The sequence below is a fragment of the Candidatus Woesearchaeota archaeon genome (assembly GCA_016187565.1).
Taxonomy (GTDB): domain Archaea; phylum Nanobdellota; class Nanobdellia; order Woesearchaeales; family JACPJR01; genus JACPJR01.
In genome coordinates, this window is record JACPJR010000029.1 from 1 (window position 1) to 19,152 (window position 19,152).

The 19,152-nt window shown below is 40.6% G+C and carries 6 protein-coding genes; 3 read left to right on the plus strand and 3 right to left on the minus strand.

The genetic code is table 11. The annotated features are described in order from the left end of the window. Window positions 1–334 precede the first annotated feature (334 nt). Window positions 335–1,528 carry an HlyC/CorC family transporter gene (locus HYW21_07520; protein ID MBI2549171.1) on the minus strand — a complete coding sequence of 398 codons (1,194 nt, stop codon included), beginning with the start codon at window positions 1,526–1,528 and terminating at the stop codon, window positions 335–337. A 91-nt stretch (window positions 1,529–1,619) separates the two neighbouring features. Between HYW21_07520 and HYW21_07525 the strand changes: the two genes are divergently transcribed. The 3 genes from HYW21_07525 to HYW21_07535 all read left to right on the plus strand — a co-directional run bounded on the left by HYW21_07525 (window position 1,620) and on the right by HYW21_07535 (window position 3,784). Further along, window positions 1,620–2,306 carry an HAD family phosphatase gene (locus HYW21_07525; GenBank protein ID MBI2549172.1) on the plus strand — a complete coding sequence of 229 codons (687 nt, stop codon included), beginning with the start codon at window positions 1,620–1,622 and terminating at the stop codon, window positions 2,304–2,306. Window positions 2,307–2,384: 78 nt separating this feature from the next. Continuing rightward, complete coding sequence (locus tag HYW21_07530; GenBank protein MBI2549173.1) at window positions 2,385–2,945, plus strand: non-canonical purine NTP pyrophosphatase; 561 nt, start codon at window positions 2,385–2,387, stop codon at window positions 2,943–2,945. 71 nt (window positions 2,946–3,016) lie between these two features. Next, window positions 3,017–3,784 (plus strand): MBL fold metallo-hydrolase, encoded by a 768-nt coding sequence (locus tag HYW21_07535; protein MBI2549174.1) that lies wholly within the window; start codon window positions 3,017–3,019, stop codon window positions 3,782–3,784. A 168-nt stretch (window positions 3,785–3,952) separates the two neighbouring features. Here HYW21_07535 and HYW21_07540 read toward each other — a convergent pair whose 3' ends face one another. Then, complete coding sequence (locus tag HYW21_07540) at window positions 3,953–11,605, minus strand: right-handed parallel beta-helix repeat-containing protein (protein MBI2549175.1); 7,653 nt, start codon at window positions 11,603–11,605, stop codon at window positions 3,953–3,955. Window positions 11,606–11,625: 20 nt separating this feature from the next. Next, window positions 11,626–19,110 (minus strand): right-handed parallel beta-helix repeat-containing protein, encoded by a 7,485-nt coding sequence (locus HYW21_07545; GenBank protein MBI2549176.1) that lies wholly within the window; start codon window positions 19,108–19,110, stop codon window positions 11,626–11,628. Window positions 19,111–19,152: the final 42 nt, after the last annotated feature.

The window sequence follows — 19,152 nt, forward strand, 5'->3', positions numbered from 1 at the left end:
GCTTTTGTTGACGATAGAATACCTCACAATTTGAATATTAGTTGACAAACTGAAAAACTATGTGAAGGGGTGTCTCATTTATAAAGTTTAAAAATAACCTATATACTGCAGAAGCGACAACTAATTACCGAATTATTCACTCAAATCAGCTCCATCCAGAAAAAGGGCTAGCAACCCCAAGTCAAAATTCAATTCCATACATGATCACGGGCGTTATGAGGGGTGGCTCCCTACGGGAACATAGCCCTTTCACATCACCGGTCAAGAATTTTGAAGCTGCTAGCAGCGGTAGCGAATTTTTGGATGGAGCTTCTTAAATCCCTGTTTGAGATCCTCATACGCTCTTTTTTCTTACGACGATTCGGGTTATATGAAGATCATCAACGCTGAGGATCTTTACCGATAGGCCATCTATATCGATATCTTCACCGGTTTTTGGTATTCTTCCGAGCTTTGCCTGAACATATGCCCCAAAGGTGGTATGCTCCTCTCCCTGAAGTGCAAGGCTCAACGCTTGATTGATAGTTTGGATCTCTGCTTTTCCTAAAATGCGCCAGGTTCGGGATCCAATCTTATGTATATCTGGTTCTTTGTGTTCAGTCTCATCGATCATTTCACCAACGATTTCCTGAATAATATCTTTATTCGTAATGATCCCTACAATATTGCCCTGATCATTGTTCACAAAAGCTATGTTTCTCTTACGTTTTTGAAATTGTTTCAGAAGCTGGTCAAGTTTTTCTGTTTCAGCAACAACATAAGGCTTTCTCATGATTCTTGTCACCGGCAGATTATGATCTTTTTCCGTGAGTACATCTTTCACAAAGACAATTCCTTTTATGGTGTCTATCTCTTGGCTATACACGGGAAATTGTGCATGCCCGGTTTCAGTAAACAGCTTAACCACTTGCAGAAGCCGCTCATTCTCGTCCACGGCAATAATTTCACTTTTAGGGATCATCACCTCTTTGACACTAATGTCATCCAAGGCAAAGATACGATGGATCATTTCCGCCTCTTTAATAGTACCTTCTTTACCTCCTTCTTTGATGATTGTTTTTAACTCTTCTTCAGTAATAAATGGTTTTTTTCCTTCAGTAGCTACTAGTTTCTCAATAACTTCCCATAACGTAATGACGGGCGTAAAAAGGATACTGAGATGCCAAATAATCGGAGCTACTCGTAAGGCAATGGACTCATTATAACGATGGGCTAATGTTTTCGGGGTGATATCTCCAAAAACAAGAATCAAAATAGTCATGATACCCGCAACAAGACCTACCTCAATGTGACCTAAGAGATCATAAGCTAAGGATGTTGCCAATGCTGATGCGGTAATGGCAGTTATATTATTACCAATAAGAATGGTGATAAACATGCGATGCGGAAACTCTTTTAATTTCCTCACATAGAGGATGCCCTGCTTCTTGTTCTCATAAAGAAATCTCACCCGAAATTTACTTAAGGAGATAAGTGCAGTCTCGGATGCCGAGAAGAATGCAGACAAGGCAACAAGCAGAAGGATCATGAAAGCCTTGCTTACGAAAGATTCCATTTTAAAATTCTACCATAAACAGAGGGGGAACAAGTATTTAAAGGTATGCCCTTTTCTTGAGAGTATGGGCGTTGTGCACCGAAATAGACCACAAAATAAGACGTATAAACTCATCTGTTTTGATCTTGATGGTACTATTGTTGATAAAACAACCTATATCTGGCAGACGCTCCATGACTGTTTTCAAACTGACCATCATCGAAGGAAAGATGCCATGGATCGCTTTTATGCAAAAAAAATTACGTACGATGCATGGGCTCAGCATGATTTAGAGTTGTTTAAAGAGCGTAACGTGACTCGCCAGGAGATGATTAAAGCATTTGCCCCTCTTCGTCTTATGCAGGGGGCAAGGGAAACCTTAGCCTACCTCAAACAACAAGGTTTTAAGCTTGCGGTTATTTCAGGAAGCTTACAGATTGTGCTGGAACATTTACTTCCCGACTATGAGGAAATCTTTGATGTCGTCCTCATTAATCATGTTTATTTTGATGCTACGGGAAAGATTGACCGTATTGTTACCACACCCTTTGATATGGAACATAAAGCAACTGGCCTGAAAATGATTGCAGAAAAAGAGCATATCCCTCTTACCCAAACGATCTTTGTCGGGGATAACTACAATGATCTCCATATTGCCCAGTTAGCAGGAAGAAGCATTGCGTTTAATTGTCAATCTGAGGAGCTAAAGCGTATTGCTGAGGTGATTATCGAAGAAAAAGATCTTCGGAAGATAGTATCGTTTGTCTACTGAGTTATTACCAACGTAACGTTTCGAATTGGAATCATTGAAATCGAAACTATAATAAACTTCTTACTTTCACTCTGCCAAATGCACATCAACTTTGTGACGAGTAATGACCATAAAGTACAAGAAGCAAAGCGTATTCTTGAGCCGGAAATTCACTTAACCCATATCAAGGTAGAATATCCAGAGCTTCGATCTGATGATCCCTGTGAAATTGTTGTTCTTGCAGCAAAGCAGCTTGCTGAAACACTACACATTCCGGTTGTTGTTGAGGATTCTGGGTTTTTTATACATGCCTTCAATGGTTTTCCAGGTACATGTACCAAGTATGTTTTTCAGCGCATTGGCAATGAAGGCATCTTGAAACTCATGGAATTTAGGGATGGCGATGAGCGTCTTTGTTCTTATCAATCGGCCATTGGCTATTGTATTCCGGGAGGAAAACCTGTTTCCTTTTTAGGTATTGAAGAAGGAAAAGTCGCTTTAGAAATTCGTGGAAAAAAAGGATGGGGACAAGATCCTATTTTTATTCCCAAAGGAAAAACCGAAACCTATGGAGAATTACGGAAAGAAAACGATGTTAATCTCTTCAGAAAGCGATCCTTTGAACAGCTTCGTGATCATTTAATGAAGGTAGAGAATTGAAAAGATAACGAATAAAAACGACGATAAGGAACATAACCAAAATTATTTTAGTATTTCAAAAAGAGGGATTCATGGAAATAGCAGTTCTAGCCAGTGGTAGTAGCGGAAACTGTACCTATGTCTCAACAGGGAAAACAAGCGTACTTTTTGATGCAGGGATCTCTGCACGTCAGGTTAAGCAGCGGCTTTCTCTCCTAGGAAAGTCCCTCGCCTCAATTGATGCCATTGTTGTTTCTCATGAACACATCGATCATGTACGCGGCCTTCCTGTACTCTCTCGTTCGGGTGCATCTGTTTTTGTCAGAAAAAAAACACATCGTGCATTACCTTGTTCCTTAGGGGTTATTGATCACTGCAGCTTTTTTCATAAAGATCAATTTTCGATTGGTGATCTTCAGATAACGCCTTTAGAAATTCTCCACGATGCTTCTGATCCTTGTTGCTTTATGGTCCAGCAGCAGGATAAGATTCTTGGGATCATTACCGATTTAGGAAATGCCGATGGGCAGATTAAGGATCTGATTGCCAAGGCTCATGGACTAGTTTTAGAAGCAAACCATGATGAGGAAATGCTCCTCACTGGTCCTTACCCTTATCATCTGAAACAACGGATTTTAGGTGAGTATGGACATCTCTCGAATGCAACATCGGCTAATCTTGTGCTCCAACACGCAACACCAACCTTGAGGCACATTTTCTTGGCACATTTAAGTCTTGTCAATAACACTCCAGAACTGGTTCTCACAACCTTTCAATCTGCTTTGGCAAAGCGAAACGATCTCAAGATAATGCTTACCATGACGCATAGAGAAAAACCAACCACACTTCTGGAACTCTAAATCGCGGATTCTCTTGAACTCTTAATCCAAAAAACTTATTTTGGTGGTTTTGGGCAGTAGGAGAGCTCTGCTTTATTGTCACAATAAAAGGTTCCATCTTTATCACAGCACATATCCTTGGTAATGCTACTTTTGGGAAAGTTTTTTTAAGAGCTAGCATTGGTAACTTTACGCTCGAGGAGGTGGAGGAGGTGCGTCGTCATACAATCTCTTGAGTTCTGTGATCGCTGATACTTCGTTTTTCTGTAGGTCTAGTTTGTTAGGCTGTTGCAAAGGAATCGCTGGTGATAAGACATTCTTTTGGTTACTATACTCGTTATTTTCCCTCGGGTTTGTGTTCATCACAAGAGGTGGCTTCCCCTCATTAACTCCCTTTATTTCTTTCTGTCTTGTCTCATTATACTTTCTGACAGCATACTTTATGCCAATCCCTCCTATCCCCAACAGGATTATGATTACTACAATGATACTCCAGAGTGCACCTCCTCTTTCGAGATCCTCAATCTGTGTAATGTTTCCATCTAAGCTCTGATTAATTGTTATTTCTCCTAAATCCACTGACTGATTCACCCCTGCTTGTCCTGGCTGGCACACAGGGCACGAACCCCCGCAGTCAATGCCTTCTTCATCACCATTTTGGATGCCATCTGTACACGTTGAATCCGGGCAGGTTTTTTCCACAGGCGGTTTTTGTTCTGTTGTGTTGCAGTTGTTCACGTCCCCACAGGTTCTCGTGCCGCAATCCTGTTCGTTATTTGACCAAGTTGTGCAGCTCCATGATTCTGTACAGTTGGCTTGTTTTAGAGGGGCGCCTCCACCACCACCTCCTCCACCACCGCCACCACCACCACCTTCATTATTGTTTCCACAGGATTCTACCTCTCTTTGATCAAGGTAGCAGTTACTGAGATCGAATTTTTTTCTTGTTTTTTGCCCGTCTACACAATCAGACCATTCACCCCAAGCTGTCCAATTGGCCGTACAGTTAATCTGTTCTCGTATACCTGAGTGCAGGAGACCGGTGACTTTGTAATAACCCCCCTCTACACTGCAGCTGTAGCTATGCTGCGCGGTGCCATCACAGATCACAAAGTACTCATTTGGAAGCTCACAAGCCCTGCTGATCTGACTAACATCATTAACCGGCTCGTCATGAACACAAATCCTATTCAAGCTGGTGTTTATTTGTCTAAGGGTCATGTTTTTCGTGATTCCTGACGGAAGTTCAATTCCTGAGAGGAGAATATACCCATTGGTGTCCTCAGTTCCCTCTCTGAAAAGTGAAACGTTCTGCAGTTCTAATTTTTTTTCGGTGGTGTAGTTCCACATAAAAGCAGTGTACCTAGTAGTATTGTCATAGAACTCTGTTAAAAAGTTTCCACTAACGTTTTTAGTGAGATTGTCTGATCCATTTACATAAATAACCAAATCTTCAAAATTAGTATGAACAAAGCCTGCATCACCGGTCAATGGGTCATTTGTGTCATTAATACCGTCATTATCATCATCGAGATCTCCCCGGTCAGGGATGGTGTCACCATCAGCGTCATCATCAATTTCGTTGATAATGACCGTCCATGTTTGGCTGACTGTATGGCTATCATCGCCATCGTCAACTGTTACGTTGAGGACATGATCCCCTGCACTTGACCAATTCGTTATGAGTGTGTACTGGGAAGTAATGGTGGCCTGATGTGATGATGACTGTAGTAAATTATCATCCAGATACCAGGTAACAAAGACTTCCTCGCCTTCATAATCTTCCACACTTATTGTAAATATCTGACTAATGCTTCCATTTGATTCGTTAAGGTCTACCGTCGTTTTTTGAGGGAAATACCAAACAATAGTCGGTGGATTATTTTTAACTGAAACATTAAGTATTCTTGTTTCTGAGATACCTTTATTCCCCACAAGATCACGGCATTCTATTTTCCAGGTGTGGACACCATTGACTACTGTTGCCGTGATGGTTTGGCTAACATCTTCTTCAACAGCATAGCTAGAGGTATTCGTGTTGTTAATCTGTAAAGTGCAATGATCTATGGTTGATCCCTCATCATGCACTTGATATTCAAAGGAGATTGTATTGTGCAGCAGTTCAATAAAACGGTCTCCAGGAGAAAGTAGAGTTATAACCGGAGGTTCTGAGTCCTGTAGTCTTGGGTCAACAATGTTAACACTAATGCTCTCACTATCTATGGATCCCACTTCATCATAATCAAGGGCATCATAGGTCACAAAGAATCTCCACTTGGTGCCTATTTCTCCGGTAGCATTGACAACCCATCTTTGTTCGCAGGTATCTCCGTCTTTCATGCCTTGAAGGCATGCTTGATTTTCAGGGAGTAGTGGATTCTGATCAGTTGTGTAGAAAGGCGCTCCACGGTTCATGGGAATAATCCCCTTTGCTTGTTCATTAGTAACAGTGATTGGTTCGTCGTTCCAGTAGTCTTCCCAAGAGTCTTCAGAGGTTCCTACTACATAGTCAATGAAATAATCACCTGAGATATTTCCTACGCGGATCTCTACGTTCAATTCCACTCTTTCATCACCACTCGGAGATTCTGGATTACTTTTTCCAGCCCACCAGTAATATCCCTCTTCAGGTGGATATGCTGTATCTACTTCTTTCACGAGTGCTGGATCATAGACCATGGTTCCTTGAAAGTCTCCGGTATAATTTGCATTGAGAACAGTCCATTGTAAGGGAACTTTAATCCCGAATTCGCCTCTATCTTCCCATTGGTCGTTAATATAAACATCGACATAAGAGTGAATGATCTGATTCATGGCCGCCGTAGTCGGTTGTCTGACCTCCTCAAATTGTATGCAGCCTGCAATGAGAACAAGGGAACCTATCAAAAGCAACCCTACACTCGTTTTCACTCTGTTCTTCTCTCTACGGTACCCGATCATTATCAGGAGTACGCCTATGAGGGGCAAGGAAAGGATTAAAATGAACATCACTCCATAACGACCATCATCCATCATCCCATAACCTTGATAATCCCTATCCTCTTCTTCAAATTCACCCTCCACTCCACGAAAGGGATCAAGTGTTGCTGTAACATTCCCACATTCACCACCGATACATTTCACTCCTGCAGAAAACATGAATGTTTCGTTCTGGGCAGCAGGTGTAGGGTTATTCATACTGATTAAATAAGGTTCTAGGTGACCAAACGGAAGAGACCAAAAGGATTCATACTTGCCTTTATTGTCATTATCATCAGCACATGCAACATCAAGATTCCACTCGCCTGAATCTTCAATCACTACATCATCATGATTATACGTCCAATATCCTCCCTCAACTACGGTGGTCGTTGCATCAAAGAATGTTTTGTTATCATTAAGATTTCGTAAGGTAAATGAAACATTTACAACCGTTCCCTCTGTAGAGGTACATTTTGCCCTGACTGATGTTATTTTTTGGCCAAATTCCAGACGCTCACATAAGCCCCAGAAGCCGTCATGCTGGCATTCAATGGATGATATATTTATGGTGTGAAAGCTAGATCGTAAGAATGGGTCGAAAGAGACTTTTCCTTTTGACGAATTGTCTTCAGCGTCATAGATAGAGGCAGCAATCTCTGCTGGATCTCTTGTTCCCCACCAATTGTACTCTGCCTGAACATCGTTTGCTTGGTTATTTTTAAGGTTATACTTTGTGTTGTTGTACAGATCATTGTTCAGAAAGGTGTTCTCTTTAATTGATGATGCAGTAGTTTCTATCCCAGACTCCTTATTATTACTGAAAGTGGATCTTGTGATAAGATTATTATCTGAACTCTGTATAAGCATTCCACTTTGGGAGTTTCCACTGAAATTAGAATCTTCAATATGATTATCGTCAGAGCCAAACATATATAATCCTCTTCCAAGTCTACTCCCTATGGAGCTCGATTCTCTAATTGAGTTGTTCCATGCATAATCCAAAAAGATACCAGCATAACTGGAATTCTCAACATACATCTGTAGGAACGTATTATTACGCGACTCTATCAAAGTTCCATAGTAACGACTATCTCTGATAGTAAGGTTTCTCATCTGATTATTACTCGATTGAAGATCGAATCCGTAGAAATTGTTTGTCAGCACATTGTTCTTGAATCGTGATACGGTCGTGTAGATAGCTAAACCAGATTTACTACCAGAAGTATATCCTGCATCTGAAATCTTGCTCCCTTCCATTTCAAAGAATGATCCTTCTTCTACAACAATATAATAATAGTTACTCTGATCTTCTTTCATAATTCGAGAGGGATATCCATCCTCTCCTTCAATGATGAGTGTACCATTTGTTTCTACCCTTATGCTATATTCACCATTATACGTAGCGTTCATTCGAATGGTGGTGTTACGTAAGGTGAGATTGCCGCCTGCTTCAACGGTCAGGTTGCCATTAAGGGTAATAGTTGCATCTTCACAGAGTATAGTTTCTCCATTCCGAACATACCAGCTAAACCCCATAGGTACTCCACATTCACCAACCAGCGGAGGAAGCGTTTTATTCGTGTCATAGACCGAAGTTTCATTGATACTCCCATAGAGATCCATTGTTTTTATGCTCAGGGTATAGGGAGCGTTTGGCTTTAATCCTTGTATCTCTGTTCCATTTATATCTCTAGAAAGATTCTGTTTCCAGGTTCCATCAAGAGAGATAATCGTCTGATCAAAGTCTTCATCGATTGGATTTGTCCAGTTCCAGGTAATCCAGGTATAGCCCTGTACTGGGCTGTGGAGATTCGTGACTGTTGCTGGTGGTTCTAGATCTTCTGTTGTGGGTAAGTACACAATAATCTGCTTAGAACTATTGATATGATAACTTCTTGATGTATTTCCATACCCTTCTTTGCTTGCATTTATACTATGGGGTGTATAATAAGTCCTTCCTCTTCCCGTCACCTCCTCAAACTCTGTTACCAGCTGTCGTGGTATTTTTCCTGACTGATTTGTTGTTCCCTGGTAAATTAATCTTCCTAATTTGTCACTAAAAGAGACTACTGCATCTGCAATAGGCTCTTGATCTGAATCCTTTACCACTATGTTGGCATACCATTGTACTGAGAGATTTGAGGAAGCAGAATAAATCTTTGAATAGGTGGTGTCTATGATTGTGCTATTTGAATACCGGAGATCAATATCATAACTACTTAAGGAAGAGTTTACATTGCTCGAAATAACTTTATTTTTTTTTGAGGAGGTAAAGTATAAACCAGATTTGTTGGTTAGTTGTATCTTTGAATCTACAATGGTATTATTGTCAGAGTAATAGGCATATAATCCATACTGCTTGCTTGCATTGTAGATATTTAGTCCTGTGAGATTGTTATTGTGACTCTTATACAAATATAGACCATACTCTAAACTGTTTAAAATAGTAATATTTTCGATCTGATTATTATCTGAATCTATATACAGGCCATAATCATTGTTCTGTATCACATTGTTCTTAAAGTTGGTTACTGTTGTGGAAATGAGTATTCCATCGGATCCCCATCCCCCATAAATAGGGTCACCTACATAGGAAACTATTGTGTCTGTCATTTCAAATGTAGATCCTTCCTTCACTCTGAAATCATAGTAGAACTCCTTATCACCATGCGTTATGACCGATGGAGATCCCTCTTTACCAAATACATATAATGCGGCATTTTGCATTACTTCAATCCGATACTGCCCATGAAATGAACTTACATTCATCTTTAATGTGATATTCTTGAGCGTAAGATTTCCAAAAGAGTCAATAATGAGGTTGCCGTTGAGTGTAATCTCTCTATCCTTACAGGTAATCGTTGTTGTTGTTATTCTCCACTCTCCATTTTGTGGTGAATCACAGATGCCCTCGGTTACTTCTGGTTTTCTTGTTTGATTTGTATCAGTAACATTGGTATCATTGACATTTCCAAAGAGATCAACGGTTTCTACTCTTAGAGTGTAGAGTGTATAATATTCCAACCCCGTTACATTTACACTCTCTATTTCCTTCCCAAGGTCGTATTTATAAATACCATTAACGTATATTTTTGTCTGATTAAAGTCTTCATCAGTTGGATTTGTCCAGTTCCAGGTAATCCATGTAGCTCCTTGTGCTGTACTCTGGAGATTCGTGACTGTTGCTGGTGGTGTCCTTTCATGATCTATGCTGAAACGATGCTCAATTCCAAGAGGGGTGATTCCACCTGCCGCTAGATCCTTACACTTGTAATACTGGACATAGTTATTATTGTCTTGTAATCCACTCCTTAATAACGAATGTTTCAGATTATTTGTCTTATCAAAGACAGTTCCTCTATCAAAATCAAAGTTTTGATCGGTAAAAGAATACCTACACGCTGCAACTTTGTCTGTGGTTATGTTTATCCATGTCTCTGTGGTTCCGTTTGAAAGCACGGTATCTTGTTCAGGATAGACAATATCAATGAGTGGCGCTTCAGCCAAGCTAAGTTCGATGTACGTGTTGTTGCTGATATTGACTATTTCCATGGCGTAAAGCGATGCTTGCGAACCAGTTTCTTTTGCTTGGAGAGTATAATTATTGTATTCTTGTCTTCCCTGCTGATTGATGACTCGGTCGGTTACATTAAACTGAAAGATTCTTGGTTCTACACCACTTTCTTCAAAGAATTCAAGAGAGCCGTTTTCTTGATACCCTTCGACAAGAACATTCGGCATGGTCTCCTGCCCATCAGTAACATTTACCTCAAGAAACCACTGAACGAGAAGTTCTCCTCCGCTCACGACTGCTGTTGAGAATGTTACATTAACGAGCTTGTTGGGCCCCTCGGTTTGTTTAATCTCTTCGTATGAGTTACTCACCACTGTTGAAACAATCGTATTATTAGGACTTCCTAGCTCAAGGCCCTTCCATGAATTACTGTCTATTACATTTCCAACAAGTACATTATTCATTGAACCTGAATGGACAAGAACGCCATTTTGACCATTGTCCTTTATTCTATTGTTACGAAGACTATTATTTATTGCACCGATTAACCGAATGCCATGACCAAAACTCCCCATAATCGTGTTGTTCTCAACGAGATTGGAGGAAGCGCCATCAGTGAGCCGTATCCCGTTTCCACCGCTGCTTGAGATTACATCATTGTCCTTTACAATATTATTACTCGAATGAAAAACGACTCCATAATAATTGTTGGATAAATTATTACCAATAACTTCAGTGTTATCAGCATAGATGTCAAGACCCCACTTCTCTTCAGTAGCCTGATACCCCGCATGATGCATTTCAGACAGTTTCATGACAAAAAAAGACCCCTCTTCTACGACAAAGGTGTAGTGGGCATTTCCGTTGTTGTCTATTATTGAAGGATTTTCTTCACTGCCATTAATGGTCAAACTTCCACCATTTTTTACCCGAATGCCATACTCACCGTCACTGCTGGCATTTACACGCAGGCGTACCCATGTTAAGGTAAGCTTTCCTCCTTCTTCAATGGTCAGGTTACCATTCAACGTTATTCCCACGTCAATACATGTTTGTTCGTCATTAACTACCCAATCACCTTCAGCAGGGTAAGCACAAGTTACAGAAGTTATCACTGGTCCACCCTCCCCTGCAAGCCCACGGAGATTTTCAGAGTTAATGAGCAGCAAATTAAGAAACTCTTGGGCGACACCTACAACATCATGAACAGATTCAACAAACACCTCTCCACCATCCGTGGTAAATACCGCAGGCTGCCAGAGAACCAACATTAAGACAAGCAGCGCACTAAGAACAAGCAAAGAATACTTAGTTAGGTAATGATGTTTGTTTTTTTCTCTCTCCAGTCTTTCCTTTCTGTCTGCCACGTTTCACTGTTTCTCTTCCATTATCTTTTCACAAAAGGCAGTTTCCAGGATTTTTGCAGTGTCTGCTGGGGTTTCTTGACCAGTATCCGTGAGAATGCCTTGTCCACGTCAGACGATGTCCATCCCTTGGCAATTAATGCTGTTTTTATCTGCATGGCTGGCGCTCCCTTAGCCAAGGCATGCTTAATATAGGTGTCCATATCAAATTGTGCTTTCATATCATCATAGGTTTTTTGCACAAGATCCTGTGGCCATCCCTGTCGCATAAGGGAAGTAATAACTTCTGCTCGTGGTATCTGCTTGGTTAACGATTCCAAAATATATGGTTTCATTGTTTCTGGATTCGTCTTATGCATTTTGTTCTGTATCTTCTTCATTAAGCCTGGGCCATAGCGATAGCCTAGATAACCGAGAAGAGCAAGCACAATAACCAATGCTGCAACAATGAACGTTAGGTTGCCTGATGTCTCTTTTTCCTCGAGATAGGTTTCCGGTGTTTCTTCTCGTGTTTGATTTATTGCTGGTGGTGTTCCATTGGTGAAGATTACTTCAATAGGAGCAGCCACACAGGGAGGACAACTCCCACCACAGTCTATTCCCTCTTCAGCATTATTTTGGATGCCATCGGTACAGCTGTCCTCAGCAATACATACCTTTGTGGTGCTTGGTTTGTACTTTGTTGTTCCACAGCTACGGTTGTCCCAGCAGAATCGAGTACCGCAATCATAGGTTTCATTACTCCATGCATCACATCTCCAGTTTTCGGTACAACTTTGATTATTCCTTGAGCCTCCTCCGCCCCCACCTCCTCCACCACCGCCACCTCCTCCCTCGCCTTCTCCTTCACCATTATCACACGTTTGTGTTTGTATCCAGCTGCTGTAACACCCAAAGACATCGGTGTTATTCCTGCTTTGAACTCCTCCGCTACAACTGCTCCATGATCCATAATTCCAGCTGGGTGTACAGTTCATCTGCTCGTTAATTCCTGTAAATCTTAACCCGGTAACACGGTATTCATCGGTTAAGAGTGTACAACCATAGCCATGCTGGACGGTTGCATTACAGAACACGAAATATTCATTCGTGGCCTGACAGGCTTTGGTTATCTCCTTAGGATCATAGACCTGGGCATCCTTAATACATATTCTGTTGAGCGATGTATTGAGTCGAGGAACAGTCATATTTTTGGTAACTCCCTGTGGAAGCTCAATTCCCGCAATGGTTATATAGCCATGATCATATCCCTGTAACGCACGGTAGAGATATACCTTATTGAGCTCGAGCTTCTTTGCAGGACTGAAGTGCCACATAAAGGCAACATACTGTTTACCATCGCCACGGTCAATGAACTCAGTGAGGTAATCACCACCCGTGTAGTTCCTTGAGAGATTATCCGTGCCATTGACCAAGAGTTGGAGATCGTAAAAGTTCGTCTGTACCCAGCTTGCATTCCCGGTAATAGTATCATCCGTATCATTAATACCATCATTGTCATCATCAGTGTCGTTTTTGTTAGGAATATTATCGCCGTCAAAGTCATCATCAATCTCAAAAATAGCCACATTCCATTGTTGTTCAGTGGTGTCAAAGCCGTCATTCACGGTTGCTCGTAGGCTGTAGTTTCCTGAACTCGACCAGTTTGTGATAAGTATGTATCTATTTGTTGTACTGACCATTGTCTCATTAAGGTACCAAACAAAGGCAAGCGGATCGCTCTCGTTGTCTCTGACGGTGATGTTAAATTCTTGCATCACTGAGGTATTTGATTCGTTCAGTTCCACCAGAGGTTGTTGTGGAGCATATTTCATAATCTCTGGATACTGATTAAAGATAATACGATGGGATGTTGCATCTTGGTTAACGTTTCCGAAAAGATCTTGACACTTGTAGTACAAGGTATGGTTTTCTGCTGTTCGTAAGTCTGTTTTGTTAAACCAATGCGTTGTATTCAGAGTTGAACTAAAAGGAGTACCTTCTTGGAGATTGAAGCTCGGGTTGCTAGCGTGGTAATAGCAGGTTGCAATCTCGTTTGTTGTGATATTGATAATTCTCCACGAAGGATAATACGCAGTTCTTGTGTTATTCACAGGACTTACAAGAGTAATAACTGGAGCTACGATATCATGTAATGAGATGCCAATCTCCTGACTTGAAGTGATGCTATACGCTTTTGTATAGTCTTGGTATCCTGTTTTGCTCGCATTTATTGTGAGATCCATAAAGGAAGTGATTCCGGTAGGGAAGGCTATGTACTCTGTTATGATCTGTTCAGGTATTTTTCCACTAATATCAGTTTGGCCATCAAAGAGTACCGTACCTGTATTGTCTGCTAAAGTAACGTGTGCATTTTCAACCGCTTGGTAGGTATCATTTACCAGAACCGTGAGATACCACTGTACTGCCAATTGGCCAGCAGTAATCTGTTTCGTGAGAAATAAGGTGTCTCTAAGCGTATTACTTCCACCGTCATTAGAGACATCTTCTTCCCCTGAATTAACAATAGTGCTTTCTTGTACAAGATTACCATTTGCATTCATGAAGGCAATGCCCTTCTTGCTACTTTGGTCAATGATTGAGTTATTGATGAGCACATTATTGCTATTTTTTAAGGTGATACCATTTCCTTCAGCATTGTTATTCACAAAAAGATTCGCAAGACGGCTATTCTCAGCACCTTCGAGTAATATACCATGCTTATTGTCAATGAAATTGCTATCTTCTAGTACGACATTTTCTGTGCTGATGATCAATCCGTATCTGTTATTTCTGAAGATATTATTACGCAAAGGAGTTGTGTCTCCATAAAGCTCCAGACCTCGTTCTCCTGGATTATCACTGAAGCCAGCATTTTCTACATTGCTGTACTCCATCGTAAACATGGCACCAGAATCAACGACAAAGCCATAACCATTTGCTGGATCTACGCTAGCTATTCGTGTTCTATCCTCGCTTGTTCTTCCTCGTAGTGTTAAGGCTCCTCCTTCTTGTACATGAATACGATAGTTTGCCGGTGCTTCACCATCACCAGGACCATTGATGAACAATGTGGTATTTTGGAGCGTAAGATTCCCTAAAACACCGATGATTACATTTCCATTTACCGTAAGGATAGTATCATTACACCAAACTTTTTTTTGCGTTAAATCCCAGTCTCCAACAGGGGGAACTTCACAGGGCGCTTCTTCCTGTGGTAGTACCAAGGTTTGTGCAGTATGGTTTACTTCTTGGGTATTGACATTCCCAAGCAGATCAACGGTTTCAACCTTAATGGTGTAGTTTGTTTCTAGATGTAATCCTGTTTGGTTTGTTGTACTTGTTGGAGAAGGTAATGTTTCTTTGAATGTCCCGTCAAGATAGACATTGGCATGATCAAAGTCAGGATCTGAAGGATTTGTCCAGCTCCAGGTAATCCAGGTATAGCCCTGTGCTGGGCTTTGCAGGTTGCTGACCGGTCCAGGAGGAGTCCTTTCATGATCAACGCTGAAATTATGTTGGAGCGACTGTTTATTGACATCTCCCATGATTTGGTCCTTACACTTGTAGTACTGAGTATAATTAGCGTTGTCCACTAATCCTGTTCTGGTGAAGCTATGGTTCTGATAATCGACGCTAAAAAACGCTGTTCCTTCAGTATCAAAATTAAAGTCAGGATTAGTAAAGCTGTATTTACAGTCTGACCCAACATTTGTCGTTATGTTCACTGTTGTTTCTGATGTTCCTGAAAGAAGCATTGCATTTTGTTCTGGTTCAACAATAGTAATAATCGGTCCAACGTCATTTCTGGTAAGTGGAATGGTAATCGAGGTGTTTTGAGTAACAGAGACTTGGACTGAAGCAGGGTCATAGCCATAGCGATATGCAACAATGGTGTAGGGATTAAAGTCGATCGTACCTGTAGGCTCTTCCAGATAGGATGTTACCGCGCCCTGGAATAATCGTGCAATACTTCCCGATTCCTCACTATATTCAAGAGAACCATTTGCTTGATATGCTTCAACCCGAACACGATTCAAGGTTTGTGATCCATCGGTTACATTAATCGTAAGATACCATTGTACTGCTAATTTTCCCGTGTCAACATCAGTTGAACTAAAATTTGTTCCACGAAGGTAATTCGTTCCTTGTGCCTGACTTTGTATATCAACGATACCAGAAGCATTAATTATGCTTCCCATGAAGGTATTATTAGTAGAGCTTCCAGCGAAGAGAACACCTGTTTCTGCACTACGGTTAATCTTACTCGTATTAAAGATGTTATGGTGCGCATCAAAAAGAGTCATACCATTTTTCTGTGCTTTTTCTATACGCACAAATATGCTATTGTTATCGCTTTGGTTCATCACAAAGCCATTGTTTTTACTGTCCAGAATAGCAACCATTCTCATCTGTGAATTGTTTGTGTTTACGAATTGAATGCCGTCACCATTACTTTGATTAATGGTTAATCTCCTGAGTTGGTCTCCTTGTGACGCATCGATCCTTATAGTGTAATCTCCTGTGGTATTTTGGAAATTATTCATAGACAAGATACTCTGATCACTTCCTTGAAGGTACATCCCTTGTTGATTGTGCGCAAAATTTGATTCATTCACGGTTATTCCATCACCATAGAGCGTTAGCCCAATGAAGTTGTTTCTGAAATTACTGTTAAGAATTATTGCGTTTTCCGAGGATATCTCCAGTCCTCGTTCTCCAGACACATCTCGGTAACCAGCAGATTCAACCGTTGCATTCTTCATGTAAAAAACTGCATTGGGATCAACGACAAAGCCATATTTGGTACCCGTATTTGTTTTGCCAATGATGGTTGGTATTGTCGCATTTCCTTTAAGATAAAGGGCCCCGTTTGATTGAACCCAAAGATTGTATTGCCCATCAACAGTTCCATTCATCCGTACGGTTGATGATTGTAAGCTAAGGTTTCCTGCAGGAAGAATGATAAGATCTCCGTTCATAATGATCTCTCTATTGGTACATACTACTTCACTGGCAATCATCCAATCCACCTTTGGAGAACTGCAGGGGTCAATAACCTTCTGTGTGAGATATACCTTCCTATATGTTGGGGATGATATGTTGAGGATAATACGTGTATCGTTATATTCAGGATGGGTAATTTGTATGGTATAATTATTATAATGAGTTGTCACGGACCGTGTGAATAGTCGGTCAGTAACAATGGTTGTAAACCTTCCCGTCATGTCGCTTACTCCGCTGAATCTTGTCGTGGAAGTCGTATCGTTTCCTACAATCATTGCACCCGAGACAGGAATGCCACTGAGATTGACTATCTCTAGCTGGAGTGTCCAGTTCTGGAGCAACCATGTTGCTGAAGCGTCAAACTCCAAACGGTTATTACCGAGCGTGCTATTAAGATGTGTGTTCTGCGCATCTTCTTCATTATTGACATCATTTGTCTGACCAACAAATGAGGAATTAACAGCAGTATTGTCGCTAGCATGGGTATAGAGAATCCCCACAATGGTGTTATCTCCAAAGACACTTATGTTTTGTAACAGAGTTTTATTTGCATATCCCATAAAGATTCCTACATCATAATTTTTAATGGTTGATTCAGTAATGATATTTTCGTTACTAGTGTTGAGATAGATACCAATATTACCATTATAAACCGGCAATGAACTTTCTAAATGATTATTACTAAGTACATTCATGGTACTGTCTCTCATGAAAATGCCATAACTTCCAAGAACATTACTTTCTATTCTATTACCCTTTATGAGATTCTGGCTAGAGCCTTCAACACCTATAATACCTGCTGATTGGTGATTTTGGATCGTATTCTCAAGAATCTGATTCCGTTGTGAGTTGTTGACAATTATGCCAACATTGCTTGGACTGGTGAGCGTATTCTCAGCGATATAATTATCATTACTGTTCAAAAGAGTAATATCTTCAGGTGAAAATGCTCTATTGTTAATATTGTTCTTTGAAATATTGTTGAAATCGCCTCCATTAACCATAATTCCAAGACCAACACTCCCGAGATTATTGCCGTTGATGACTGTTCTGTCTGTCAACACATGAAGGGTATGGACAGGGTTTATCTCAGAATTTTTGATAGTTAATGAAGATCCAGGTTCAGCAGAAAAGATAAATCCATTCGTTTGGAGGTTGCTAATCCGAGAAGCATCTGCTGTTGTTGTAGAATCGTCATCGCTGTCAAGAATAACAAGAGATCCACCATTCTTGACAAAAATCCCCCAATTGATGTCGGAAACATTTAACTGCAATGTTGTATTCTTCAGCGTTAATATACCACCATTCTCAATAGTAACATTTCCTGAAATGATCAGATTTTGATTTTCTAGGAGATAGTTATCTCGTATAACCATATTGTCAGATATATTTGTCGCATTAAAGCCATAATAAAAAACAGTAAGGTTGAGGTAATCGGTATGTAATGACCCGCCTTGACCCGCTGGTATTCCTTCTTCATATTCCATGACACTCCACGTAATGATGTTGTTTTGATCAATGTACTTAAAGAACCCGGTGATGGTTGAATCTGCAATTATGCTTATATCAGAGCCGTCGGTGACAGCCCCGTATTTAAGGTTCCAATATGGTCCAGGTATAGGACGGAGAACAGAAACATTTATCCAATTCTCCGAAGGAGATTCTATATTGATGGTGTTTTTTCCAATCCATGTAAAACTTTGGTTATAAAAAGTAGATAAATATACATCTCCTAATGAAGAGATCAGTGAAGAAATATTCAAAAAATACTGTTGGACATTACAACCACTATTGACATTAACTTCGTGAGTTACTTCGTACGTATAATCCAGTTGCGTTAAGTTTGTTACATCACTTATTTGTCGCGTAGAGGTTGGGTCAGGACTACTACAGTCTGTCTCTCCTTCGATTGCACTAAATTCAGGATCATTAAAGTCATAGGTTTTGGTAAACCCACCACAGTTCCCATCAGCAGTGCAGACCTTTGCGTACCATTTGAGGTCTTTGTTTGGATTGGTCACATCTAGACGGGCTTGACACGTAGCCTGTCCGGTATTTCCATAAGAACTTGTACAAAGACAACTGCTGACGTCACTAGGTACACAATTTTCAAATGCCGGATCGTCATCGATGAACAAGGCAACATCGTTAATGACAGGCGTATAGGTTCCTTGGAATTGAACATATTCGCCACGATTAACCCAGGTATTTCCCTGAATGCTCAGGAGATAGGGAGTATCATCACCCGTTAATGTAACTCCAGCTTTTCCTAATAGGTTCTCTCTGGTCTGAATACTGTTCATAATTTTTGTAATGCTGTTCTCAAGGGTTTGTAACACTGGACCTATACCTTGTCCGAAAGAAGTTTGGGTAACAAAAGCTGGTTCCCAAAGAACAAACATGAGTACCATAAGTCCCGCAAGAATTGCAAAGGGATATACACTAAAATATCGATGGATTCTCCTTGTACCCTTCCCAAACTTTACCTGGTTTTTATGGTCCCCTTTTTCACGTTTTTCCATAGCTTTTGCCTCTTTTCAGGAAGTAGATTACCTATAAATCTT